This window comes from Sphingopyxis sp. EU05-FHT14B03 (assembly GCF_058790875.1).
On record NZ_JBYTDC010000001.1, the window covers coordinates 513907 to 538495 of the forward strand.

At 65.9% G+C, this 24589-nt stretch carries 27 protein-coding genes; 9 read left to right on the forward strand and 18 right to left on the reverse strand.

Going from position 1 to position 24589, the window contains the following annotated elements; genetic code table 11:
* Positions 1-81: 81 nt before the first annotated feature.
* Entirely contained in the window at positions 82-1476 is a 1395-nt protein-coding gene (locus AC3WS4_RS02660; protein WP_492739933.1) for a cytochrome P450, read from the reverse strand.
* A 177-nt stretch (positions 1477-1653) separates the two neighbouring features.
* On the opposite strand from AC3WS4_RS02660, the gene AC3WS4_RS02665 reads away from it, so the two are divergent.
* Entirely contained in the window at positions 1654-2664 is a 1011-nt protein-coding gene (locus AC3WS4_RS02665) for a hypothetical protein (protein WP_492739932.1), read from the forward strand.
* Between the two features lie 7 nt (positions 2665-2671).
* Here the strand turns inward: AC3WS4_RS02665 and AC3WS4_RS02670 are convergent, their stop codons facing one another.
* The 8 genes from AC3WS4_RS02670 to AC3WS4_RS02705 form a co-directional block, all read right to left on the reverse strand.
* Positions 2672-3997 (reverse strand): dicarboxylate/amino acid:cation symporter, encoded by a 1326-nt coding sequence (locus AC3WS4_RS02670; RefSeq protein ID WP_492739931.1) that lies wholly within the window; start codon positions 3995-3997, stop codon positions 2672-2674.
* Positions 3998-4048: 51 nt separating this feature from the next.
* Entirely contained in the window at positions 4049-5389 is a 1341-nt protein-coding gene (locus AC3WS4_RS02675) for a dicarboxylate/amino acid:cation symporter (RefSeq protein ID WP_492739930.1), read from the reverse strand.
* A gap of 97 nt (positions 5390-5486) precedes the next feature.
* Positions 5487-7265, reverse strand: a complete 1779-nt coding sequence (locus AC3WS4_RS02680) for an SLC13 family permease (RefSeq protein ID WP_492739929.1) — start codon at positions 7263-7265, stop codon at positions 5487-5489.
* 7 nt (positions 7266-7272) lie between these two features.
* Positions 7273-8349 carry a chorismate synthase gene (aroC, locus tag AC3WS4_RS02685; protein WP_492739928.1) on the reverse strand — a complete coding sequence of 359 codons (1077 nt, stop codon included), beginning with the start codon at positions 8347-8349 and terminating at the stop codon, positions 7273-7275.
* Between the two features lie 3 nt (positions 8350-8352).
* Complete coding sequence (locus AC3WS4_RS02690) at positions 8353-8877, reverse strand: GNAT family N-acetyltransferase (protein ID WP_492739925.1); 525 nt, start codon at positions 8875-8877, stop codon at positions 8353-8355.
* Between the two features lie 61 nt (positions 8878-8938).
* The gene (gene fabI, locus AC3WS4_RS02695; RefSeq protein WP_492739924.1) at positions 8939-9766 is read right to left on the reverse strand and encodes an enoyl-ACP reductase FabI; all 828 of its coding nucleotides are present in this window, start codon (positions 9764-9766) and stop codon (positions 8939-8941) included.
* A complete protein-coding gene (locus tag AC3WS4_RS02700; protein WP_492739922.1) occupies positions 9763-10839 on the reverse strand; it encodes a YihY/virulence factor BrkB family protein in 1077 nt (358 codons plus the stop codon). The genes fabI and AC3WS4_RS02700 overlap by 4 nt, the downstream gene beginning before the upstream one ends.
* A 3-nt stretch (positions 10840-10842) precedes the next feature.
* Positions 10843-11781 (reverse strand): DnaJ C-terminal domain-containing protein, encoded by a 939-nt coding sequence (locus tag AC3WS4_RS02705; protein ID WP_187141703.1) that lies wholly within the window; start codon positions 11779-11781, stop codon positions 10843-10845.
* 142 nt (positions 11782-11923) lie between these two features.
* Here AC3WS4_RS02705 and pdxH point away from each other — a divergent pair, with 142 nt between their 5' ends.
* Both pdxH and AC3WS4_RS02715 read left to right on the forward strand, forming a co-directional pair.
* Positions 11924-12502 (forward strand): pyridoxamine 5'-phosphate oxidase, encoded by a 579-nt coding sequence (gene pdxH, locus AC3WS4_RS02710; protein WP_492739920.1) that lies wholly within the window; start codon positions 11924-11926, stop codon positions 12500-12502.
* Entirely contained in the window at positions 12499-13314 is an 816-nt protein-coding gene (locus tag AC3WS4_RS02715) for a PhzF family phenazine biosynthesis protein (protein ID WP_492739918.1), read from the forward strand. The genes pdxH and AC3WS4_RS02715 overlap by 4 nt, the downstream gene beginning before the upstream one ends.
* Here AC3WS4_RS02715 and AC3WS4_RS02720 read toward each other — a convergent pair.
* Positions 13309-14463 carry a serine hydrolase domain-containing protein gene (locus AC3WS4_RS02720; RefSeq protein WP_492739917.1) on the reverse strand — a complete coding sequence of 385 codons (1155 nt, stop codon included), beginning with the start codon at positions 14461-14463 and terminating at the stop codon, positions 13309-13311. The two genes, AC3WS4_RS02715 and AC3WS4_RS02720, sit on opposite strands and share 6 nt — an antisense overlap.
* Here AC3WS4_RS02720 and AC3WS4_RS02725 point away from each other — a divergent pair.
* Entirely contained in the window at positions 14462-14905 is a 444-nt protein-coding gene (locus tag AC3WS4_RS02725) for a hypothetical protein (protein WP_492739916.1), read from the forward strand. The genes AC3WS4_RS02720 and AC3WS4_RS02725 overlap by 2 nt on opposite strands.
* Here AC3WS4_RS02725 and AC3WS4_RS02730 read toward each other — a convergent pair.
* The gene (locus tag AC3WS4_RS02730) at positions 14889-15146 is read right to left on the reverse strand and encodes a hypothetical protein (RefSeq protein ID WP_492739914.1); all 258 of its coding nucleotides are present in this window, start codon (positions 15144-15146) and stop codon (positions 14889-14891) included. The genes AC3WS4_RS02725 and AC3WS4_RS02730 overlap by 17 nt on opposite strands.
* A gap of 2 nt (positions 15147-15148) precedes the next feature.
* Entirely contained in the window at positions 15149-15922 is a 774-nt protein-coding gene (locus tag AC3WS4_RS02735) for a helix-turn-helix domain-containing protein (RefSeq protein ID WP_492739913.1), read from the reverse strand.
* 96 nt (positions 15923-16018) lie between these two features.
* On the opposite strand from AC3WS4_RS02735, the gene AC3WS4_RS02740 reads away from it, so the two are divergent.
* Positions 16019-16792, forward strand: coding sequence for an SDR family oxidoreductase (locus tag AC3WS4_RS02740; protein WP_492739912.1), 774 nt, complete (start codon positions 16019-16021; stop codon positions 16790-16792).
* Between the two features lie 63 nt (positions 16793-16855).
* Here AC3WS4_RS02740 and AC3WS4_RS02745 read toward each other — a convergent pair whose 3' ends face one another.
* From AC3WS4_RS02745 to AC3WS4_RS02760, 4 genes are all read right to left on the reverse strand, one after another.
* Complete coding sequence (locus AC3WS4_RS02745; protein ID WP_187141711.1) at positions 16856-17770, reverse strand: alpha/beta fold hydrolase; 915 nt, start codon at positions 17768-17770, stop codon at positions 16856-16858.
* A gap of 502 nt (positions 17771-18272) precedes the next feature.
* Complete coding sequence (locus AC3WS4_RS02750; RefSeq protein ID WP_492739909.1) at positions 18273-19154, reverse strand: pirin family protein; 882 nt, start codon at positions 19152-19154, stop codon at positions 18273-18275.
* A 3-nt stretch (positions 19155-19157) separates the two neighbouring features.
* Positions 19158-19526 carry a cupin domain-containing protein gene (locus AC3WS4_RS02755; protein ID WP_492739907.1) on the reverse strand — a complete coding sequence of 123 codons (369 nt, stop codon included), beginning with the start codon at positions 19524-19526 and terminating at the stop codon, positions 19158-19160.
* Positions 19526-19807, reverse strand: a complete 282-nt coding sequence (locus AC3WS4_RS02760; RefSeq protein WP_262408131.1) for a BolA family protein — start codon at positions 19805-19807, stop codon at positions 19526-19528. Before AC3WS4_RS02760 ends, AC3WS4_RS02755 begins: the two co-directional genes overlap by 1 nt.
* A gap of 28 nt (positions 19808-19835) precedes the next feature.
* Between AC3WS4_RS02760 and AC3WS4_RS02765 the strand changes: the two genes are divergently transcribed.
* The 4 genes from AC3WS4_RS02765 to AC3WS4_RS02780 all read left to right on the forward strand — a co-directional run bounded on the left by AC3WS4_RS02765 (position 19836) and on the right by AC3WS4_RS02780 (position 23194).
* Positions 19836-20474: a J domain-containing protein gene (locus AC3WS4_RS02765; protein WP_492742609.1), complete on the forward strand. Its 639-nt coding sequence runs from the start codon at positions 19836-19838 to the stop codon at positions 20472-20474.
* A 22-nt stretch (positions 20475-20496) separates the two neighbouring features.
* The gene (locus tag AC3WS4_RS02770; RefSeq protein WP_056348843.1) at positions 20497-20934 is read left to right on the forward strand and encodes a nuclear transport factor 2 family protein; all 438 of its coding nucleotides are present in this window, start codon (positions 20497-20499) and stop codon (positions 20932-20934) included.
* 98 nt (positions 20935-21032) lie between these two features.
* Positions 21033-22022, forward strand: a complete 990-nt coding sequence (gene cobS, locus AC3WS4_RS02775; RefSeq protein WP_056351951.1) for a cobaltochelatase subunit CobS — start codon at positions 21033-21035, stop codon at positions 22020-22022.
* Positions 22022-23194, forward strand: a complete 1173-nt coding sequence (locus AC3WS4_RS02780) for an alpha/beta hydrolase (RefSeq protein ID WP_492740342.1) — start codon at positions 22022-22024, stop codon at positions 23192-23194. The genes cobS and AC3WS4_RS02780 overlap by 1 nt, the downstream gene beginning before the upstream one ends.
* On the opposite strand, the gene AC3WS4_RS02785 is transcribed toward AC3WS4_RS02780, so the two are convergent.
* Both AC3WS4_RS02785 and AC3WS4_RS02790 read right to left on the reverse strand, forming a co-directional pair.
* Positions 23191-23325 (reverse strand): hypothetical protein, encoded by a 135-nt coding sequence (locus AC3WS4_RS02785; protein WP_262408132.1) that lies wholly within the window; start codon positions 23323-23325, stop codon positions 23191-23193. The genes AC3WS4_RS02780 and AC3WS4_RS02785 overlap by 4 nt on opposite strands.
* Positions 23322-24530, reverse strand: coding sequence for an MFS transporter (locus AC3WS4_RS02790; RefSeq protein ID WP_492742611.1), 1209 nt, complete (start codon positions 24528-24530; stop codon positions 23322-23324). Before AC3WS4_RS02790 ends, AC3WS4_RS02785 begins: the two co-directional genes overlap by 4 nt.
* Positions 24531-24589 lie beyond the last annotated feature (59 nt).

Below are 24589 nucleotides of genomic sequence, written 5' to 3' on the forward strand. Positions count from 1 at the left end.
CGGAGGCGACGCGGCAATCTCCAGCTATCGGCCTTGCGCAAGACTGATGGCTGGGGATTGCTTCGCTCGCAATGACGGGAATCAGGCGAGCTTCTCGAACGTCACCAGCAGCCCGTCCTTGGGGCGCGGGATCGGCCACATATACCAGTCGGGGTCATAACCCTCGGCGACGCTGATGCGGTGCGTCGTGATCACATGATGGAAAAATATCTTCGCCTGCATGTATGCGAAGTGCAGCCCCAGACACATATGCGCGCCGCCGCCGAACGGCACCCAGGCATATTTGTGCCGCCCCTTCGCCCCCTCGGGCGAGAAGCGCATCGGGTCGAACGTCTCGGGCTCGGGCCAATATTCGGGCATCATGTGCGTGTAGCCGGGATTGACCCCGACGCTGGTGCCGGCGGGGATGGTGTAACCGCCGAATTCGAAATCGCGCAGTGCGCGGCGCGGGATGCTCGGCACCGGCGGGATCATCCGCAACGCTTCCTTGAACGCCCATTCGGTGAGTTCGAGCTCGTTCAGCGCATTATGTCCGACCCCCTCGCCCGCCGGCGCGACGCGGAGCATTTCCTCGCGGAGTCGGTCCTGCCATTCAGGGTTCTTGGCGAGCAGCCAGACCATCGAACTGATCGAACTGGTGATCGTGTCGTGCGCCGCCATCATCAGGAAGTTCATATGGTCGACGATCGCCTCGACCGAGAGATAGTCGCCATTCTCGTCGCGCGCCTGACAGATTTGCGTGAACATGTCCTCGCCGTCCGAGGTGCGGCGTTCGGGGACCATCCGGCTGAAATAATCGACCAGATATTTGCGCCCCGCGACGCCGCGCCCCATCGCGGTGAAGGGCAGCGGGCGGCGGACGATGCCGATCGACGCCTGCACCATGTCGACGAAGCTTTTGTTGATCTTCTCCGCCTCGGGACCCCAGGGGATGCCGAGGAAGCTGGTCGCGGCAAGGTCGAGCGTCAGCTGCTTGATCGCGGGATAGAATTTGAACGTCCGCCCGCTCCACGACGCGACGCGCGCCTTGATCCCGGCATTGAGGCTGTCGGCGTAGAGCCGCATCGGTTCGGGCTTGAAGGCGACCGACAAAGTCTTGCGGTCGGCGCGATGCTTTTCGAAATCCATCAGCATCAGCCCGCGCGGGAAGAGCAGGTTGAGCACCGGGCCCCAGCCCTGTTCGGACGAGAAATTCTTGTCGCGATCGAACATCGCCAGCTCGTTCGCCTCGGGCCCGTGGATCGCGACGCTGCGCCCGCCGAAGCTTTTGGTGCGATAGACCTTGCCATATTTGGCGACCATCCGACGCGAAAAGCCCTGCGGGTCCTTAAGCTGGTCGAGCGTCGTGCCGAGCAAAGGCAGGCCATCCTCGCCCGGAATATGGTCGAGCACGCGTTCATCGTTGCGCGGTAGCCAGTGCTGCGTGTCGGAACCGAAGCGCGCTTCGGACCATGTGATTTTGGCGGGGGCGTTCATCGTGGGAGATCCTCGTCAAAAGGGCTGTCGTCCTTTGGGTATCGCACTACTGACATTGATGCAAGTAACGTCCCGTCGTCGCTGCGACTCTATTCACCGCAAATTCAACTCGACTCGCGCAAATTGGCGGCCATGATGATCGGACTGCCCCGGCAGTCCGCAACCAAGGACAAGAGCATGGCCAACTTCCTTCGCCGCCCCCTCGGGATCGCGCTCGGCGCGCTGGCGACGACCAGCCTCGGCGGCTGCTATTACGGCGACGTCAATGGCTATGGGTCAAGCTACGCCGGCAACGACTGCGTCGCGCAATATGGCAATGATTATTACGACGCCGATCCTTATGCCTATGACGACGGCTATGGTTATGACTGCTACGACGGCGGCGATTATGGCGCGGGCTTCGTCAACATCGGCTTCGGCGGCGGCTGGTACGACAATTATTATTACCCGGGTTCGGGGCTGTGGCTCTTCGACAGCTACAACAACCGCTATCCGCTGCGCGGCCAGTATCTGAACTATTGGGGCGGACGCCGCGCGTGGTGGAAACATCATGGCGGACGCGGCGACGGCCATTGGAACGGCAACGGCCCGGGACGCGGTGACGGGCCGCGCGGCGACGGCCGGCCAGGCGGCCGCCCCGGCGGCTGGGACGGGCGCGACCGCGATAACGACGGCCCGCGTGGCACCCGGCCGCCACGCCCCGGAACGGGCGCCGGCAATCCGCCGACGACTACAAACCCAATCGATCCCGGTCGCGGCAACGGTCGTCCCGGCGGTGGTTGGGGTGGTCCCGGCCGCGGCGACAATGACGGACCGCGCGGCACACGCCCGCCGCGGCCCGGCGCCGGCAACGGCAATCCGGCTCCGCCGACGGGGACGGTGCCGATCCGCCCCGGCCGCCCCGATCGCGGGGTCGGCAACGCACGCCCGTCGCGACCCGACGGCAATAACGGCGGCGGTCGCCCGCGCCAGCAATGGCAGGGAAATCCCGGCGGCAATACCGGCGGCAACGGATCGATGGGCATGCCGCCGCGTTCCGGTGGCAGCGCAGGGACCGCCCCGCGCCCGGCGCCGTCGCAGGCCGCCCCGCCCGTCCGGTCGGCACCACCCGCTGCGAGCGCGCCGCGCCCGTCGCCGTCGACGAGGGTGAGCCCCGCCGACCGACCGAACCGCGTCCGCGAGGACTGAACCGACGTCAGCCGGCGGCGCGCGGCGCCGCCGGTGTGGCCGCGACACCCTTTGACACCACCGTCGCGGCAACGAGGTCGCCGACTACGTTGAGCGTCGTGCGGCACATGTCGAGGAAGCGGTCGACACCCAATATCAGCCCGATCCCCTCGGGCGGCACCCCGACCGAGGCGAGGATCAGCGCGACCACCGGCAGCGATCCCGCCGGCACGCCCGCGGTGCCGATCCCGCCAAGAATGCACACGAGCATCACGAAAATCTGTTGCTGCAGCGTCAGATCGACACCGAAGAATTGCGCGAGGAAGATCACCGTCACGCCCTCGAACATCGCGGTGCCGTTCTGGTTCGCGGTCGCTCCGATCGTCAGCACGAAGCGCGCAACGCGGTCGGGCAAACGCAACTGATCGTGCGCGACGCGTAATGCCGTCGGCAAGGTCGCGTTCGACGAGGCGGTCGCGAAGGCCATCATCGAGGCCTCCTGCGTTTCGCGGAAAAAGGCGACCGGAGATTTTCCGGCGAAGATTTTCAGGATGATCGGGAAAACGACGAGCATCTGGATCGACAGCGCGAGCAGCACGACGCCGACAAAGGCCGACAGGCGAATGAGGAGGTCGAACCCGAACTGCGCCCCCAGATTGAACATGAAACAAAAGATCGCGATCGGTGCGAGCTGGATGACGAGGCCGATCAGCTTCATCGCGACTTCGAACACCCCCTCGACGACCGTCTTGAGTTGCCGGGTCTGCGGCGATTGCACCAGCATCAGCCCGATGCCGAAAAAAAGCGCGAAGAACATGACCGCGATCACGTCATTCTCGCTCATCGCGAGGAAGACGTTGCCGGGCACGATGGCGACGATCGCGTCTGCCCCGGTCTTCGCCTCGTGGCTGCTTTGAACGATGCTGCCCGCGCGATCGGCGCCCTCGGCGATCAGCGACCGGGCCAGTTCCGGATCGACGCCCCCGCCGGGCTGCAGCAGGTTGACGACGAGCAGACTGATCGCGACGGCGATCGACGACACGATGACGGTGTAGACGAGCGTTCGCAGTCCGACCGTCCTGAGTGCCCGCATTTCGCCCATTTCGGCGACGCCGACGATCAGCGCGGACACCAGCAGCGGGATGACGAGCATGAAGAGAAGGCGCAGGAATATCTCGCCAAATTTGCCCAGATAATAGGTCGCGGTATCGACCCACGCCGCGTCGGACGTGCCATAATGCGCCGCGAGGCCGAAGAGCAGGCCGGCGACGAAGCCGATCAGCATCCGCCATTGCAGTCGGCGGGCGCGCAGACCCTCGCGCTCCGCCTCGTCCATCGCTGCTTCGCCGGCCATGTTCAGCTCCTTGCTCGCCCCCGTGGGACGGCCAGAAACTGCGCCTACACGCTATCCGGCCGCTGGCTTGCTGTCACCCTCCCCATCATCATCACGAAGATCGAGCCCGCGGGTTCCATGGTGCGGCGTATGCGCGGGGGCGTGCGGCCATTCAGCATCGGCCGGTTCGGGCACTTCGAGCATGCCTTCCCATTTGGCGATGACCGACGTTGCGACCGCATTGCCCACGACATTGGTCGCCGAGCGGCCCATGTCGAGGAACTGGTCGATCCCCAGGATCAGCGCGACGCCCTCGACCGGCAGGCCGAACTGGGTCAGCGTCGCGGTGATGACCACCAGGCTGGCGCGCGGCACACCCGCGATCCCCTTCGACGTCACCATCAGCGTGAGCAGGATCAGTATCTGCGTGCCGACCGACAGATCGATGCCATAGGCCTGCGCGATGAAGAGCGTCGCAAAGCTCATATACATCATCGAGCCGTCGAGATTGAAGCTGTAACCCAGCGGCAGGACGAAGCCCGAAACGCGGCGCGGGACGCCGAAGCGGTCGAGCTGTTCGAACAGCTTGGGCAGCGCCGCTTCGGACGAAGCGGTCGAAAAGGCGAGCAGCAGCGGTTCGACGATATAGCGCGCCAACGTCAGGATGCGCTTGCCGAGGAAGATCGCGCCGAGCCCGAACAGGATCGTCCACAGCAAGGCGAGGCCGAGGTAGAATTCGAGGATCAGGCGAAGGAAGTCGAGCAGGATGCCGAGCCCGTTGACCGTGATCACGGCGGCGAGCGCGCCGAACACCGCAAAGGGCGCGAACAGCATCACATAGTTGGTGACCTGCAGCATCAGTTCGGCCAGCACATCGACGGCGCGGACCAGCGGCATGCCCCGCTCGCCCAGCGCCGACAGACCCACGCCGGCAAAGATCGAGAAGACGAGGATCTGGAGGATGTTGTTCGTCGCCATCGCCCCGAAGATCGATTCGGGGAAAATATGCAGGATGAAGTCGCGCAGGTTGAGCGCCGAGGTCTTCACTTCGCCGATCTCCGCCGTCGGCGTCAGATCGAGCCCGACGCCGGGTTGGAGCAGGTTCACGAGCAGCAAACCCAGCGTGATCGACATGAAGCTGGCGCCGATGAACCACAGCAGCGACTTCAGGCCGATCCGGCCGAGCGCGGCGCTGTCCCCCATATTGGCGATGCCCGCGACGATCGTCGCCAGCACCAGCGGAGCGATGATCATCTTGATGAGATGGAGAAAGACGTCAGGCAGAATCTTGAAATAGCCGGCGATCGTCGCCGCGGCGTCCTTGTCGGCACCGATCTGGGCATGTCCGATCGCGCCCGCGATAATGCCCAGCACCATGCCGACAAGAATGAATAAGGTCAGGCGTTTTGCCATGAAAAAATGCTCCCTGATTCCGGGCTCGCCGGATTTTATGCGGGTGGGGTAACAGCCCCTCCGACGAGGGGCAATCGCATGTTGCCGGATGGCGCGATCAAGGGGTCCAGAAGCTCAAGGCGAGCACCCCGGCGATGCCGGTCATGATGTTGAGCGGCACCCCGATGCGTACGAAATCCATAAAGCGATAGTCGCCCGCGGCATAGACGAGGGTGTTGGTCTGATATCCGACCGGGGTCGCGAAACAGGCCGATGCGCCGAGCATCAAGGCGATCAGCAGCGGTTGCGGCGCCACCCCCGTCGACTGGGCGATCCCGATGACCAACGGCCCCATCAGCGCCGCGACGGCATTGTTGCTGAGCAGTTCGGATAGCAGCAGCGCCGAGAAATAGACGATCGCGATCACCGCCCATTGCGGTGCGCCGATCAGGATCGGGTCGAGCGCGCCGACCATCAAGGCGACCGTCCCCGCCTGTTCGAGCGCGGCGCCGACCGCGAGCATCGCGAAGATCAGGATCAGCACATCGCCATCGATGCTGCCCCACGCCTCCGACGCGTCGATGCAGCGCGTGAGGAGGACGATTGCGACACCGATGAACGCCGCGATGCCGATCGACATGATGCCGGTCGCCGACAGCAGCACCGCGCTCGCCATCACCAGCATCGCGATCCAGGCCCGGCGGCGGCGGAAGGCCGTGGCCGAGGCCATGGCGAGGCCGATCAGATTGGGATTGTCGCGCAACTGCGCGATATTCGCCTCGTCGGCATCGATCAGCAGCCGGTCGGCGGCGCGAATGCGGTTTTCCGACAGCGTTGGCCCCGGCAGATGGCGAAAGCGCGAGACGCCGAGGATGCGGACGCGCTGGCGCTGGAGGAAGGGAATTTCGGCGAGCGGACGATCGATCGAGCGATGGCTGGGCGCCACCGTCACCTCGACGACGGTCGAGTCCGGATCGGGGCTTTCGCCGATGCCGATCGCGAAACGCCGCTCGTTGCGCAGCGTCATCAGCGTCGCGCCGTCGAGCCGCGCGACGATCCGGTTGCCCGCCGCGAGGCGGTGATTCTGAGCATCGCTTCCCGTGACCAAACGCCCTCCCGCGATCACGCCGACGATCTGCGTGGGCGCGACGCCAACGCTCGCCGCCTCCAGCGCCATGTCGACCGCCGGATCATCCTCCGCCAGCCCCAGTTCGGTGAGATAAAGCTGCTCGGTCCCGTCGGCCTTTTCGGCGATGCGCGGGTAATCGGACGGCAGGAAGCGCGCCATGATCAGCAAGCCGACGACACCCGCCGCGGCGACCGCCAGCCCATAGGGCGTGATGCTGAACAGCCCGAAGCGTTCGATCCCCGCCTGTTCGGCGATCCCCGCGACGACGAGGTTGGTCGAGGTACCGATCAGCGTCAGGCAGCCGCCGAGTACCGCGATCACCGACAGCGGCATCAGCAATTTCTTCGGCGAAACCCCCAGCGCCTCGGCGAGCCGGAAACAGACGGGCATCATCACCACGACAAAGGGGGTGCTGTTGATGAAACCCGAGACGAGCAGGCCGCCGCCGAACACTTCGAGTACCGCAAGGCGCGGGTGTTTGCGCGCGCGATCGACGACATAGTTGCCGACCTTGTCGATCACCCCGGTGCGGATCAGCGCGCCCGACAGGATGAACATCGCGCCGACGGTCAGCGGCGCACTGTTCGAAAAGACGCTGTACGCGCCCTTTTCGTCGAGCAGCCCGAGCGCAAGCATCGTGCCCGCCCCCGCCACCGCGACGACCGAGGGCGAAAAGCGTTCCCAGACGAAGGCCGCGAACATGCCCGCGAGCACAAAGAGGCCGATGACCGCCTTTTGCTCCGCGACAAATGCGGCAACGAACTCCACTAGTGCATCAGCCGTTTTGGGCTCTGTGCAGCAACTTGTGGTCGGCGAGGACAAGCGCCATCATCGCTTCGACCACCGGGGCGCCGCGGATGCCGACGCAGGGGTCGTGGCGGCCCTTGGTGACGATGTCGGCGGCCTCGCCGGCCTTGTTGATCGTCGGCACCGGGGTCAGGATCGAGCTGGTCGGTTTGAACGCGACGCGCACGACGACGGGCTGGCCGGTCGAGATGCCACCCGCGATGCCGCCGGCGTTGTTCGACAGGAAATCGGGGCGATTGCTGCCGTCACTCGCGGGGCGCATCGGGTCGGCGTTTTCTTCGCCGCGCAGCCGCGCCGCGTGGAAACCCGCGCCGATCTCGACGCCCTTGACGGCGTTGATCCCCATCATCGCGGCGGCAAGGTCGCTGTCGAGCTTGGCATAGATCGGGGCGCCCCAGCCGGCGGGCACGCCGCTCGCCGCACATTCGATCACCGCGCCCAGCGAAGATCCCGATTTGCGCGCGGCGTCCATCAACCCCTCCCAGCGCTGCGCGGCGGCGGGATCGGGACAGAAAAACGGATTGCGGTCGATTTCCTCGAGGTCGAAGTTCGCCGGGTCGATCGCGTCACCGCCGATTTCGGCGACCCAGGCGTGGATCTGCACTTCGGGGATCACGAGCCGGGCGACGCCGCCCGCCGCGACCCGCGCCGCGGTCTCGCGCGCGCTCGACCGGCCGCCGCCGCGATAGTCGCGGATGCCATATTTGGCGTCATAGGCATAATCGGCGTGGCCGGGGCGATAGGCCTGCGCGATCTCGCCATAGTCCTTCGATCGCTGGTCGACATTGTCGATCATCAGGCTGATCGGCGTGCCGGTGGTCTTGCCCTCGAACACTCCCGACAGGATGCGCACCTGGTCGGGCTCCTGCCGCTGCGTTGTATGACGCGACTGGCCGGGGCGGCGCTTGTCGAGATAGGGCTGGATGTCGCCTTCGGACAGCGACAGCCGCGGCGGACAGCCATCGACCACGGCGCCGAGCGCGGGGCCATGGCTTTCCCCCCAGGTCGTGAAGCGAAAGACGCGTCCGAAGCTGTTGAAACTCATAGCCTACCCCAAGCGACCGAAAGCGGGTGCATAGTCCGCACGCCCGCCTAGCGGCCAAGCCGCGTGCGAGTCCAGCATCATCGCCATGAAATGCGGCCCGGCAAAGGGCGAGGCGAAACGCGCGGCGAGGTCGGGCGAATAACCGAAGCGGGGGTAATAGGCGGTGTGGCCGAGGACGAAGCTGATCGCCACGCCTTGTTCGCGAAGCGCGTCGAGCCCGGCGCGGATCAGCGCGTCGCCGATGCCCTGCCCCTGCAGTTCGGGTAGAACCGACACCGGCGCGAGACCGGCACCCGATAGCGCGGCGCCGTCGGCCTCGATAGCCATCCGGCTGAACAGCACATGCCCGGCGACAGCGCCGCCCCGTTCGGCAATCAGCGACACCAGCGTGTCGCCGTCCTCGCCCACCATCCGCACCAGTTCGGCTTCACCCTGATGACCGAAATCGGTGCCGGCGAAGGCGGCGCGAATGACGGTGTCGATGGCGTCGGCGTCGTTTTCGGTCGCGGGCCTTATCGTGGTGGTCATACCCTCACCCCTCCCATCACTTCGCGACGGGCCCCTCCCTCTCCCTCAAGGGGACAGGGGTTTAAGCCAAAGCGATGTCCGGCGCGTCTTCCTGCTTCATGCCGATGGTGTGGTAACCCGCGTCGACATGATGCGTTTCGCCGGTGACGCCGCTCGCGAGGTCGCTGAGCAGATACAGCGCCGAGCCACCGACGTCGTCGATGGTGACGTTGCGGCGCAGCGGGGCGTTATATTCGTTCCATTTCAGGATCAGGCGAAAATCGCCGATGCCGCTGGCGGCGAGCGTCTTGATCGGGCCTGCCGAGATCGCGTTCACGCGCACCCCCTGCGGCCCGTAGTCATTCGCGAGATATTTGACGCTGGTTTCGAGGGCCGATTTGGCGACCCCCATGACGTTGTAATGCGGGATGACCTTTTCGGCGCCATAATAGCTCAAGGTCAGCAGCGAGCCGCCGCCCTTGCCGGTTTCGGGATCGAACGGCGTCATCATCGCTTGGGCGCGCTTCGCGATCGCGGTGAAGCTGTAGACGCTGATGTTCATCGTCATGAGGAAATCGTCCAGCGTGACATCGGCATAAGCCCCACGCAGCGCTTCCTTGTTGGTGTAACCTATGGCGTGGACGACGAAATCGATCGTCGGCCAGCGCGCGGCCAGCGTCGCGAAGGTCGCGTCGAGATTGTCCATGTCGGACACGTCGCAATCGATCAGGAAATCGCAGCCAAGCTCGTCGGCGAGCGGCTTCACGCGCTTGAGCATCACGTCGCCTTGATAGCTGAACGCCAGTTCGGCGCCCGCTCCGTGCAGCGCCTTGGCAATGCCCCAGGCGAGCGACTTGTCGTTGGCGAGCCCCATGATCAGCCCGCGTTTACCCTGCATCAGACCCGTCATTTTGTGTCTCCGGTCTTTTCAATAATGATATCGTCGACGCGCCCAATAGCGTCGTGGCCCAAATCCTCAACCTCGACGAGCGCGGCGTTCAATTCGGCGCCCATCACCATACCCAATCCGACGAGGTAGAAAAAGAACAGTGCGACCATGACACCCGCGAGGCTGCCATAGGTTGCGTCATAGCTGAGCAGGCTGGCGAGCAAGGGCGGCAGCGCCAGCGTGACCCCCATCCACCACAGGGTGGTGAACAGCGCTCCCGGCCATTTGGGGAATTGTTTGCGGCGATATTTCGACGGGGTGAGGCTGTAGAACAGCATATAGATGGCGAGGAACAGCCCCGCGCCCGACACCCCGCGCGAAATGGCTACCACCCCGACCGACTGGAAGCGTTCGGGCAGCACCCGGGTCACGAATTGCTCGATACCGACGATCAGCACCTGCATGCTGAACGACAACAGCATCAGCACGACCGCGCCGGTGATGATGCCGATCGACAACAGCCGATAGTGGAAAAACCCCTTGGAAAAATGGGTGCCATAGGCACGGCGCAATATGTCGCGCACCGTCTCGATCAGGCTGCCCACCGTCCACAGCGCCACGAGCGCGCCGAGCCACAGGAAAATGCCGGTGCGCGCGGTCATCACCTCACGGATCGGGCCCGACAGCGCCTTGGCGACGGTCGGCGGCATCGTCGAGAACACCGCCTCGATCGCCGCTTCGCCGCCGACGCTGCCACCGAAGATCGAAAAGGCGGCGGCGAGCAGTATGAAGAAAGGAAACAGCGCGATCAGTGCCAGATAGGCGAGATTGCCCGCGTGGATGAAACCGTCGGTGTAAGTGCCGACGACGACGCGGCGCAAAATCCGGAAGACTCGGGTGCCGGGGCCGAGCGTCTCGCGCCCGCGATCGATGACCCCCTGCGCCCGCGCGCGCAGCTTGACGCGCTTGGCACGCTCGGCGCGGGCTTCGGGCGAATGCGGCGAATGACCTTCAGCGAGGAACTCCTTGCCCACCTCTTGGGCGACCTCGCGCTCCAGTTCGGCGACAATCTTCTTCTCGGTCGCCTCAGCCACGCATCACACGCCAAGGTCCGCACGTACGGCACGCGCGTCGGTCCATTCGCCGACGAATTGGGTCAGCGCCGTATCGCCGGCGGGCAGGTCGACGACGAGTCGCACCAGCTGGTCGCCGCGCTCGCCATTCTTCTGGCTGAAGCCCTTGCCCTTGAGCCGCATGACCTTGCCCGAGGTCGAACCGGCGGGGATCGACAGCATCACCGGACCATCGACCGTCGGCACCTTGATCTTCGCCCCCAGCACCGCCTCGTTCAACGTCACCGGCAGGTCAAGGCGAATGTTCGCCCCGTCGCGGACATAGAAGGGATGGTCCTTGACGCTGATCGTCACGATACCGTCGCCATGGCCGCCCGGCCCCGGCTGGCCCTTACCACCGAGGCGCATCTGCGTCCCGGTCTCGACCCCGGCGGGCAGTTTCAGGTCGATCGTGCCGCCATCGGCGAGCGTGATCCGCTGCGGTGCCTGCGTTGCCGCATCGACGAAGGACACGCCAAGGCGATAGGAGACGTTGGCGCCCTTTTGCGGCGGCGCGCTGCGCCCACCGAAACCGCCGAACGGTCCGCCGCCACCGCCACCGCCGCCGCGCCCGCCGAACAACTCGTCGAAGATGCCGCCGAAATCGCTGCCTTCGTTGCCGAAGCCGCTGAACCCGCCCGGACCGCTCCGCTGGTCGCCGCGGAATCCACCGCCGCCGCCATAGCCGAAGGGCATCGCCGGATTGCCTTCGCCGTCGATCTCGCCGCGATCGAACTGGCCACGCTTGGTCTTGTCCGACAAGATGTCATAGGCCTTGGTGACGTCGGAGAATTTCTCCGACGCCTTCGGATTGTCCTTGTTCTTGTCGGGGTGCAATTCCTTGGCGAGTTTGCGGTACGCGGATTTGATTTCCGCTTCGCTTGCACTCTTTGCGACGCCAAGGGTGGAATAGGGATCTGCCATGCTGCTCCAATAGCCCGATAAGATGTTGGCCGGAAAGGCCCGATTGCGTCGCGATGTGGGAACGGGGTGGAAGGCGGTCAAGTTCCCCTTATCGCACGTCTTTCGCTCGACCGCGCCCGCGCGCCGCATTAGAAGCACGCGCATGACCAACGACCCTTTCCCCCAGTTCGACGCCTGGTTCGCCGAAGCACGGGCCAGCGAGCCGAATGACGCCAATGCGATGGCGCTGGCGACCACGACCGCCGCCGGGCATCCGTCGCTGCGCATGGTACTGCTCAAGGGCCATGGTCCCGACGGCTTCATCTTCTACACCAACCTCGACAGCCGCAAGGGGGGCGAACTCGCCGCCAATCCGCATGTCGCTCTGCTCTTTCACTGGAAGTCGCTGCGCCGCCAGATCCGGATCGAGGGGCCGGTTGCGCCGGTCGACGATGCGATCGCCGATGCCTATTTCGCGACGCGCAGTCGCGACAGCCAGCTCGGCGCCTGGGCCAGCGATCAGTCGCGCCCGCTCGACGGGCGTGCGACGTTCGAGGCACGCTTTGCGGACATGCAGGCGCGGTTCGAGGGACAGGACGTGCCGCGCCCGCCGCGCTGGTCAGGCTGGCGCGTCACGCCCGGCCGCATCGAATATTGGCAGGATCGCGAACATCGCCTCCACGAGCGCACGCTGTTCGTGCGCGAGGGTGACGGCTGGTCGAAAGGATTTCTCTACCCATGAGCTGGCGCCGTTTTCCGATCACCCAGGTCGACGCATTTGCCGACCGGCCGTTCGCGGGCAATCCCGCCGCGGTGATGCCGCTCGACGAATGGCTCGCCGACGATGTGCTGCAGGCGATCGCCGCCGAAAACAACCTCGCCGAAACCGCCTTCCTGATCCCCGACGAGAGCGGCGACGCCGATTATGAGCTGCGTTGGTTCACCCCCGGGGTCGAGGTCGCGCTGTGCGGGCATGCGACGCTGGCGAGCGGGCATGTGCTGCTCAGCGCCGCGCCGTGGCGCGACGATATGCGCTTTCGCACCCGCAAGGCGGGCATCTTGCGCGTCGCGCGCGACGGCGACGATGGGTACAAGATGGCGCTGCCCGCCTATCCGCCCGCCCCGAAAGCCATGCCCGACATCGCCAAGGCGATGGGCGGCGCGCCGGTCGAAACCCTGTGGCACCCCGGCGGCTATGCGCTGATCGTCTACGCCGACGCCGCGAGTGTCCGCACGCTCGATCCCGATCTGCGCGCACTAAAAGAGGGCGGCGATGTGCTCTATATCGCGACCGCGCGCGGTGACGGCGATCCGTCGGGCGCCGATGTCGTCAGCCGCTGCTTCGCGCCGGGCGCCGGGATCGACGAGGACCCGGTAACCGGATCGGCGCACAGCGTACTGACCCCCTATTGGGCGCGCGAACTCGGTCGCGACCGCTTCGCCGCCTATCAGGCGAGCCGGCGCGGCGGCCATGTCGGGTGTCGGCTGGACGGCGCGATGGTCGAGCTCAGCGGTACCTGCGTCACGACGCTGGTGGGTGAGTTCCTGCTATAACGCTCCGGTCAGGTCGGCGAGGTGCCGGCGCAGTTCGGGGAACTGGTCGTCCTTGGTGATGCCAAGCCGCACGATCGTTACCCGCTGCGACGGCGAGACGATGATATATTGCCCCTGATGCCCGATGCAGGCGAACAGGTCGTTCGGGCCGCGGTCGGGCCATAGGGCGACATCTGCGCCGCGTGGGCGCGGGCGGTTGAGCCAGATATGGCCGCCATAGCCCGGGTCCCTCGGCGACGGCGCGAGCATGAAACTCATCCAGCTTTCGGGAAGCAGGCGTTGGCCGTTCACCACGCCATGGTTGCGCAGAAATTCGCCGAACTTGGCATAATCGCGTGCGGTCGCGTGCATCACCGACCCGCCGATCATCGTCCCCGCCGCGTCGAACTCCGGGGTCAGGCTGGTCATGCCGAGCGGTTCGGCAAGGCGCCCACCGATGAAGTCGCGCATCGCATCGCGCCGCGCGTCGGGGCTTTTCGACGGAGTCAGCGTGTCGGCGATGATGTCTGCAAGGATGACGCTGGTCGCCGAGCTGTAATTGAAGACCTCGTCGGGCTGCGCCGCCGCGGGTTTGGCCTCGGCAAACGCCGCCATGTCGGGCGCGCCAGTGCCGAACAGCATCGTCACCGTATCGCCCTGCCACACCGGGTCGCCATTTTCCACATGCTCGAGCCCCGAGGACATGTGGAGCAGATGCTTGAGGCCGATCGCACCGCGCGGGTCGCCGCTGCGCTGCCAGGCCGCGACCGGCGCGGGGCCGTCCAGCGACAATTGCCCGTCGGCGACAAGGAAGCCGGTGAGCACCGCGGTGATGCTTTTCGCCATCGACCAGCTGATCAGTTTGGAGTCGGGGCCGAAACCTTCGCCATAGCGTTCGTAGATCGGCTGGCCATCGCGCAGCACATAGAGCGCGCGCGTTTCGCCCACCGCGTCGGCATCGGCGAACAGCGCGTCGGCCTTTGCCTTGATCGCAGGCGCCAGCGCGGGCAGCGGCGTCGAGGTCTCGACCGCGCCCTTCGGCATCGGCACGCCGATCGCCGGGCCGGGTGCGGCGGGCGCGATCGTCGCGGAACCCGCGGCATGGGTCAGCGACCAGACACTGAACAGCGCGAGCGCGGCACTTGCCAGCATGGCTTTTTTCGTGATCATGGGGCCAGTGACTAACACCAACCCGCCCGCAGCCGCAACGCCCGAGCCGGTGCCGCCCCCGGCACCGCCGCCGACGAGCGAGTCGCCCATCGTGCCCGAGCGGCTGCGCAAACCGCGCCGCCCGAGCCGCTGGGGCGGCTGCCTGCCGTGGGTGGTGATCCTCGGCGTGCTCGCGGCGATTTTCCTGATCTGGAAATTCCCCTCGTTCAAGGCGCAGGCCGAACTCGGGTCGGCCTATGCCGCGCGGGTCGGTTGTTCGTGCCGCTATGTCCAGGGCCGCAGCCTCGAAAGCTGCCAGAGCGATTTCGAACCCGGCATGGAACTGGTGTCGCTGGCCGAAGACCCGGCGACCAAGACGGTCACCGGCAGCGTGCCGCTGCTAGCGTCGCGCAGCGCGCGCTTCGCCGGTGCCAGCGGGTGTTTGCTCAGGCCCGAGGATTAGGGCCGAACAGCGCCGCGCCCACCGCGACCGCCGCGGGCGTGCCGAAAACGAGGATCCAGATCGCCGCCTCTTCGCCCCAGCCGTAACCGGCGTAGAGCACCCCGACGAGCAAATTGCCGATCGACACGATCAGCCACAGCAGGATGAACAGCCGCGTCGCGAGGCGGGTGTCGCGGATCGCCAGGCGCAGGACGATCAACAGCAGGACACCCGCGATCAGCATGATGACGGTGTGCGACATAATCATTCTCCCCCTGCGATAGCGGCACTGGCGTTCCGCCGCCGCCATTCGCCCGGCGACGCCCCGAGCTTCGCACGAAAGGCCGCGCACAGATGCGCGTGGCTCGAAAAGCCCGTGGCAAAGGCGATTTCGGCGACCGACAGCGGCCGGTTCATCAGATACCAGCAGGCGCGCCGCAACCGCTGACGCAGCAGATATTGGGCCGGGGTGCGTCCGGTGGCGCGCGCGACATGGACGATCAGGCTGTTGACCGACATCCCCGCTTCGGCCGCCATATCCTCGACGGTCAGCGACATCTCGATCCGCGCTTCGATCAGCGCCAGCAGCGCATCGATCCGCCGCGCGACCGCGACCGGCGCGGGACGCACCGCCGCGCCGTCGAGCGTGGCCGCCAGCAGCGTCAGCAACGGCGCCGCCGCGGAGGCCTCGCCCGCCGCGAGCCCACGCACCAGCGCCGCCAGCGCGCGGTCATCGTGACTGGCAAGCGCGCGCCCGCCGGCTGCAATCGTCAGCGCATCGGCTGGAATCTCGACCGCGACATAGCGGACCGATCCCCCCTCCGCGACGCCGCGATAGTGACGCCAGGCCGGCGCCAGCCACATCTCGCCGGGCAACGGGTCGCCGAGCGAGGTGCGGCGTCCGTCGAGCCATGTCTGCAGCCGGTGATAGCTTCCCGCTTCGTGGAGCATCAGCGCATGGGCATCGCGCTCGATCGCCCAGCTGGCCGGACCACCCAGCCGTTCCTCGATCCTCGCCGCGGTGAGTCCCCCCTGCATCGGGCGATTATGCGCAACTGTGGGAGAATCTGAAAGCCTCGAATCGCGGGCGATCCTAGCGTGGCATGCCACTCTTCCAACCATGGGACCAAGTTCATGAGCATTCACGACATCAACGGAAAAACCGTCCTCATCGCCGGCGGCGCCAAGAATCTCGGCGGCCTGATCGCGCGCGATTTCGCCGCCCAGGGCGCCGCTGCCGTCGCCGTCCATTACAACAGCGATGCGGCGCGTGCCGAAGCCGATGAGACCGTCGCCGCGATCGAGGCGGCGGGCGCGAAGGGCTTCGCCTTTCAGGCCGACCTGACCACCGCCGGCGCGGTCGAGAAGCTTTTCGCCGACGCCAGAGACGCGATGGGCAGCATCGACATCGCGATCAACACCGTCGGCAAGGTACTGAAGAAACCGATGGTCGAAATCAGCGAGGCCGAGTTCGACGAAATGAGCGCGGTGAACAGCAAAGCGGCCTTCTTCTTCCTGAAGGAAGCGGGGCGGAACGTCAGCAACGGCGGCAAGGTCTGCACCCTCGTCACCTCGCTGCTCGGTGCCTATACGCCCTTTTATGCGAGCTATGCCGGCACCAAGGCGCCGGTGGAACATTATACCCGCGCCGCGTCGAAGGAATTCGGCGACCGCGGCATCTCGGTGACCGCGATCGGGCCGGGCCCGATGGACACGCCCTTCTTCTACCCGGCCGAGGGGCCCGAGGCGGTCGCCTATCACAAGACGGCGGCGGCGCTGTCGCCCTTCAGCCCGACGGGGCTGACGCATATCGAGGATATCGTGCCGTGGATCCGTTTCCTCGTCACCGACGGCTGGTGGATGACCGGCCAGACGATCCTCGTCAACGGGGGCTATACGACCAAATAGAACCCCCGAGGCGGGCGGCCCCACACCCCTCCCGGGGCCGCCCGCCGCTTCCTTCGAAGGACGTCAGGCGAGGAAGGCATCCATCGCGGCATTGACCGCACCCGGCGCTTCCCACGTCACGAAATGGCCGCAGCCCGGCACCTTCACGATCGTCGCGTTCGGTACCAGTTCGTCCATGCCATCGAGATTGCTCGGCGGCAGCGCGACGTCGTCGAGCGCCCAGATGACGAGCGTCGGGATTTCGAGCTTCGGAAAGGGCATGGCGGGCGGCTCGACGAAAGGCGCATCCATCGCGGGCACGTCGAGCGGCGAGGCGCGGTACCAGTTAAGCATGCCGAAAGCGGCGTCGGGGTCCTCCCAGTCGGCCAGCGACCGCGCGATTTCCTCGGGCGGGGCGACCGTGCCCGCGAGGCGACCCTCGAACGCCTTGGCGAGCAGCCCTGCGAGCCCCTGTTCGCGGACCAGCGCGTCGCTCGCGGGGTCTCGGAACAGGCGGATATATTGGCTCGCGGCGCGCTGCGCGGGATCGACATGCAGAAGCCGGCCGAAGATGCCGGGGTGCGGTGCGTTGGCGATCACCGCGCGCGTGACGCGCCCGGCCCACGCCGGATACAGCCCGCCCGGCTGGCCGGCGAGCGCCACGCCCCAGCTGATCGCCCCACCCCAGTCGTGCCCGACGATGGTGAAAGTCTCGACGCCGAGCGCGTCAGCGAGCGCGAAGATGTCGGCGATCAATTTGTCGGGGGTGTAGTCGGCAGCATCCTGCGGCTTCGACGACCCGCAATAACCGCGCTGGTCGGGCGCGATACAGCGAAAGCGGTCGGCGAAATGCGGTAGCTGATGCCGCCAGGTGCGATGCGATTCGGGAAAGCCGTGGAGGAAGATGAGCGCCGGTGCATCGCGCGGGCCGATGTCGACGACGTCGAGTTCGACCCCGGTCGAAAGCTTCACCCGCTGCTGCTCGAAATCGCCGGCCATCCTGTGCTCCCTTGAGTTGCGTTTCGCAACGAGATGGCGGGGATCGGCGAGACTGGCAAGCCATGTTGCGGCGGCCGTGGCACCGAAGGTCCGAAACCCGGCTTAAGGGCACAAAAGCCCCGCATGGATGCGCAGAAAATGTGGCCTTTGTGACTTTAAGCGGGTCAGGCGAGTTAGGGACGATCTATTCCGCGAGGCCGGCGACATGGTCATCCGACAGGATAGATCATGCCGATGTTTTTTAGGAAAGCCTTTTCGCGGGAGAGGTCGGCTTTTGGGCGGTTGCGGACATATGGATCCTCCCTGTGGCGAAGCTATGGGGAGGGGGACCGCCGCCGCAGGCGGTGGTGGAAGGGGCCGAAAACTTGCACGACGCCTGACCGCGTCGGCCCCTCCGTCAGCGGCCAACGCCGCTGCCACCTTCCCATCGCTTCGCCACAGGGAGGATTGCGAACGGCCGCTTCCCAAACCAATGCCGCGCCGGCGCGCACCTGCAGCAGACTTATGGATAGCTGACCGTCTTCGGCACCTCGGGGATCGGGATGAACTCTTCGCTGTCGCCGGGAACGAGCGGGAAATTGCCCGCTTTCCAGTCGTGCTTCGCCTGGTTGATCCTCTCGCGGCTCGAACTGACGAAATTCCACCAGACATGGCGCGGGGTCGTGAAGGCTTCGCCGCCGAGCAGCATCACCCGCGCATCGCTGTCGGCGCGCAGCGTCATCGCCTGTCCGGGTTTGAGGATATAGAGGCTGTAGCGGTCGAGCTTTTCGCCATCGAGGCTCGCGTCACCAAGCGCCACCAGCACCGCACGCTCGTCGGCATCGGCCTCGATCGGCATCGTTGCACCCGCGAGCATCAATATATCGGCGTAGATCGTCGCGGCATGCTGGGTGATCGGCGAGGTCTTGCCCCACAGGCTGCCCATGACGATCCGCGCCGACACCCCGCTGTCCTCGACCAGCGGCAAATCGTCCTTTGCGACATGTTCGAACGCCGGGTCGATCTCTTCCTTGCCGTCGGGCAGCGCGAGCCAGGTCTGCATCCCCGAAATGCCCGATCCGCTTGCGCGCTCGGCCGCGGGGGTCCGCTCCGAATGGACGATGCCGCTGCCCGCGGTCATCAGGTTGCAGGCGCCGGGGCGAATGGTCGCGAGCGTGCCGAGGCTGTCGCGATGCTCGATCGCGCCCTCGAACAAATAGGTGACGGTGGCGAGGTTGATATGCGGATGCGGGCGCACGTCCATGCCCTTGCCGATGTCGAAATGCGCCGGACCGAACTGGTCGACGAAGATGAAGGGACCGACCATCGTCCGCGTCTTGTTCGGCAAGGTCCGCCGTACCTCGAAGGCGCCGAGGTCGTGGCTCAAGGGGGTGATGATCTCCATCGGTCAGTCCAGCCTTTCGAGCGTCTTTCGCGTCTTTTCGGTTTCAACATTGCCGGTGTTCAGCGTCGAACCGGGTTCGAGCAGCAGCACCTGGCATTCGCCGTCGAGCGCTTCGGGACAATGTTCGGTTCCGTGCGGCACGATGATGAATTCGCCGGGCTCGACGATCACGTCGCCGGTCCTGAGTCCCATCTTCATCCGTCCCGCGACGACGAGGAACAGTTCGTCCTCGATATCATGATGATGCCAGTCGAACTTGCCCGCAAACTTCACCAGCTTGACCTGAAAATTGTTGATGTCGCCCGCGACGCGCGGGTTCCAATGGTCGTGGAAGGTTGCGAAGGCCTCCGCCAGATTGACCTTGTCCGTCATCACCCCTCCCCCGGCGCCGTCGCCCGGATCGCGAGCGCATGAACGCGCTGCCCGGGAAGGTCGCCGAGCGCCTTGTTCACCGCCCGCTGGCGCGCGACGCGGTTCAGGCCGGCGAAGCCCGACCATTCGATGGTCAGGCTGAAATGCGATTCGCCGCTGCCGTCATCGCCGCTGTGGCCATGATGTTTGGCGCTGTCGTTGCTGAGGGCGAAATCGGCGTCGGGAAAGGCCGCGGTCAGCAGGCTTTCCATCTCTTTTTGTACGGGTCCGGGCGTGCTCATGACTTGACCATAAGCGCTTCGTCGCCAAATGATAAGGCCTCCCCCAACGCTTCAGACGCCCCGAGAGCCCGCCTTGCCGTCCCCGACCCGCCCGACCCGTTTCCATGGCCGCGTGCCCCGCGAAGACCGCTGCGCCGCGCCCGGATGCCGCGAGGCGGGCGAATTTCGCGCCCCGATTCCCGCGACCCGCTCACCCGACGGGCCGCCACAATATCGCTGGCTGTGCCTCGACCATGTCCGCGAGTTCAACAGCGGCTATAATTATTTCGAGGGAATGAGCGCCGACCAGATCCTGGCGGCGCAGACCCCGACCGCGGGCTGGGAAACCGAAAGCCGCACCTTCCGCCCCGCCGGCAGCGCCGACCTGCCGCCGCGCTGGGCCGATTTCAAGGACCCGATCGACGCGCTGGGGGCGCGGTTCCGCCAGCGGATGGACGAGGCGCGGCGTGAAGCGGCGAACCCCGGCCTGTCGCGCGAAGAGCATGCCGCGATGCAATTGCTGGGGCTGCCGGCAGACGCCGACCGCGCGGCGCTGCGGCGGCGCTACAGCGAGCTGGTGCGCAAATACCACCCCGACCGCAACGGCGGCGACCGCAGCCATGAGGCGAGACTCGGCGAGGTTGTTGCGGCATATCAGTTGCTGCGAAAGACGAAGGCTTTCGCCTAGGGGCGTTGCAGGGAGAGCGGCGATGAGCGAACTGGACAAGAAGCGCATCGAGGTGGTCCGCCGCCATATGGCGCTGGAAATCACCCACGACTGGGACGGGGTGATCGCGACCTTCGACCATCCGCGCTACGAACTGCTCGGCCCCGGCACGGTGTTCGACGGCGAAGCCGCCGTCCGTTCCTATTTCGCCGCCTCGCGCGAGCCTTTTCCCGACCAGGCAAACGAGGTGATCGCGATCGCCGCCGATGCCGCGACCGACACGGTGCTTGTCGAATTCTGGCTGACCGGCACCCATCTCGGGCCGCTCCGGCTCGGCCTGCGGACGGTCGAGCCGACCGGCAAGGCCTTTCGCGTGCGCATGGCGGCGAGCTTTCAGTTCGCGCCGGGCAGCGACAAGATCGTCTGCGAACGCCCCTATTACGACCAGTCTGCGGTGATGAAGGCGCTCGATCTCATCTGAAAAGGCGTTGCAAGGCGAAACCTACGCCTATACCGCGCTAGCCGAAGCGTCGGACGAACCGGCGACTCTCCCCCTGTTTGTTACGCTGGACCTCTGACATGACCGATATCCCCAACAGCCTCGCCGACCATCATGGTTCGACCCTGCTCGCCGCCCCCGATGTCGAGGTCAGCGCGCGCGAGATGTTCGGGGTTGATATCGACATGATGGTCCCCGCGTTCAGCGAGGCCGACGCGCGCGTGCCCGACCTCGATCCGGCCTATGTCTTCGACGGCGACACCACGCTCGCGATCCTCGCCGGCTTCAAATACAACCGCCGCGTGATGGTCCAGGGCTATCACGGCACCGGCAAGTCGACGCACATCGAACAGGTCGCCGCCCGCCTGAAATGGCCGTGCATCCGCGTCAACCTCGACGCGCATATCAGCCGCATCGACCTCGTCGGCCGCGACGCGATCGTGCTCAAGGACGGACAGCAGGTCACCGAATTTCGCGAAGGCCTGCTCCCCTGGGCGCTGCAGACCCCGACCGCGCTCGTCTTCGACGAATATGACGCCGGCCGCCCCGACGTGATGTTCGTGATCCAGCGCGTGCTCGAGACCGAGGGCAAGCTGACGCTGCTCGACCAGAATCGCGTCATCCGCCCGAACCCCTATTTCCGGCTGTTCTCGACCGCGAACACCGTCGGACTCGGCGACACGAGCGGGCTGTATCACGGCACGCAGCAGATCAACCAGGGCCAGATGGACCGCTGGAACATCGTCGTCACGCTGAATTATCTGCCCGCCGCGACCGAGAGCGCGATCATCCTCGCCAAGGTGCCCGACACCGACGACACGACCGTCGCCAACATGGTCAAGGTGGCGGACCTGACCCGCCAGGGCTTCATCAACGGCGACATCTCGACCGTCATGAGTCCGCGCACCGTGATCAGCTGGGCGCAGAATGCCGCGATCTTCAACAACCTCGGCTTCGCCTTCCGCCTGACCTTCCTCAACAAGTGCGACGAGGCCGAACGGATGATCGTCGCCGAATATTATCAGCGCGTGTTCGGCGAAGATTTGCCCGAGGGGGTGGTCGGCAAGTGATGCCGCTTCGCCACCTCGCGGTGGCGTGCGCGGCGCTGACGCTCTCCGGCTGCGCGGTCGCGGTCGATTATGGCAAGGTCCGCCATGCCGACTATGTCGCCGACGCGCGCTGCACCGCGGCGCCGGGCGCAACGCTCGATACTGATGCGCTGCCGCTGTTCTTTGCGACGAGCCGGCTTCCCGATTGCCGCACGCCCGATATCCAGTTGTTGAACCATCGCGGCGACCGGATGCGTTATGGCCGGTTCAACGCGCCGCAAGAAGCCAAGGTGGACGGCAAAAAACAATTGCGCACCCCGATGGCGTTCCAGGCGCCGGGCGACTGGTGGAAGGCGCTGCAGGCCGAGACCGACCGGCGGCAGGGCCGCGTGCTGCTCTATGTCCATGGCTATCGCGAGAGTTTCGCGACGACATCGCGCGACGCGGCGCAGATCGCCCGCATGACGAATTTCGACGGGCCGGTGATCGAATATAGCTGGCCCTCGCAGCACAAGCTGCTCGGCTATGCGGTCGATGAAACCAACATGTATCACGACGTCCGCAACTTCCGCGATTTCCTCAAGACGCTGGCCGAGCAGGGCTGGGTCAAGGAAATCGTGATCGTCTCGCACTCGCTCGGCGCGCGGCTGGTGATTCCGGCGATATCCTACGTCGATCGCACGTCGAGCAGCGCCGACAGCAGCAACATCTCAAACATCATCCTCGCCTCGCCCGATATCGACCGTGAAACGTTCGAACGCGACATCGAGGAAGAGGTGCTCGCCCCCCGCCGGGTCGCGCGCGACCGGCGGATCACCGTCTATGTATCGCACAAGGACAAGGCGCTCGCGGCGTCGCGCACGCTGCACGGCTATCCGCGGCTCGGTTCGCCCTATTGCTTCGACCCCTTCGAAGCGGCCGACCTGAAGGCCAAGGGATTGCCGGTGCGCTGCTATCCCGCGGCGGTCGCGGGCCTCACCGTTGTCGACGCGACCGACGTGTCGCGCGGCGCGACGGGGCACAGCAATTTCCTGCGCAGTTCGGTGGTCTGCCGCGATTTCGTCGACGTCGTCGCGGGCAAGCGGACGCGGCCCGAGCGGACGACAACCCAGTTCGCGCATGTGTTCCGGCTGATGCCCGATCCCGCGATGCCGATCGAGCAGGATCAGGCGGTCTGCAACTGGATCTTCTAACCGAAGCCGCACATGATCGCGACATTGCTGAGCCAGACCACCGGCCCCTCGCCCGTCCACAGCCACAGCCCGCCGACCGCGACCACCAGGAAAATCGCGAGCGCGATTCCATCCTGGCGCTGGAGCTTCATGCCGGTTGCAACCGTTTGACCGGTCCGTCGGCGATCGGCAGATGGACGAGCCCCGCGAACAGCCCGAGCGCGATCGAGAAACCCCACGCGATATTATAGCTGCCGGTGGCGTCGAAGATCAGCCCGGCGGTGTAGGCGCCAAAGAAGCTGCCGAGTTGGTGGCTGAGGAAGACGATGCCATAGAGCATCGAGAGATAGCGGATGCCGAAGACGCGCCCGACGATGCCGCTGGTCAGCGGCACGGTGCCGAGCCACAGGAACCCCATCGCGCCCGCGAAGGCCAGCGCGCTGGCGTGGGTCAGCGGCAGGAAGAGGAAGAGCGCGATCACCGCCGAGCGCGCGACATACAGCCCCGACAGGACATATTTCTGGCGCAGCACATCGCCCGCGCGGCCGAACACATAGGAACCGAGGATGTTGAGCAGCCCGACGAGCGCGAGCACCTGCGCCCCGATTTCGATGCCGAGCCCCTTGTCGTCGAGATAGGCCGGCAGGTGCGTTGCGATGAAGGCAATGTGGAAACCGCAGACGAAGAAGCCGGCGTTGAGCAGCCAGAAGCCGCGGTGGACCGCAGCCTCGCGCAGCGCCTCGCGCGCGCTCTGCTCGACCTCCACCATGAGGTCCGAACCGCCGTCGGTCCGTCCCGCCACCCCGATCGCCAGCGGGCCGCATAGCGCGACGAGACCCGCCATGGTCCACAGCGTTTCGTGATAGCCGATATCGCGCAGCAGCATCGACGCGAGCGGCACGACGAGGAACTGCCCGAGCGAGCCGCCCGCGGTGACGATGCCGAAGGCGCTGCTGCGTTTTTCGGGGCTGACGACGCGGCCGACCGCGCCAAGCACAACGACAAAGGTGGTCGCCGACTGCGCCATGCCGATCAGCAGACCGAAGCTGATATGCAGCCCGATCGCGTCGGTCGCGAACGCCGCACCGATCAGCCCGAGCGCATAGAGCAGCGCGCCGCCGAGCACGACCCGCCCCGCGCCATGTTTGTCGGCGAGCGCGCCGACGAACGGCTGAACCAGCCCGAACAGCAGATTCTGCAAGGCCATCGCGAGTCCGAAGTCCGACCGGCTGATCCCGATATCGACGCTCATCTGCGGCAGGAAGAGGCCAAAGCTCTGACGCACGCCCATCGCCAGCGTGACGATGAACGCCGCGCAGAGAATGACGATCCAAGGCTTTTTCATGGGAGAGGTCATGCCCGGCGGATGCGCCCGCGCCCGGCGAGCGTCAAGCAAGCATCGCTATACCCCCGGCA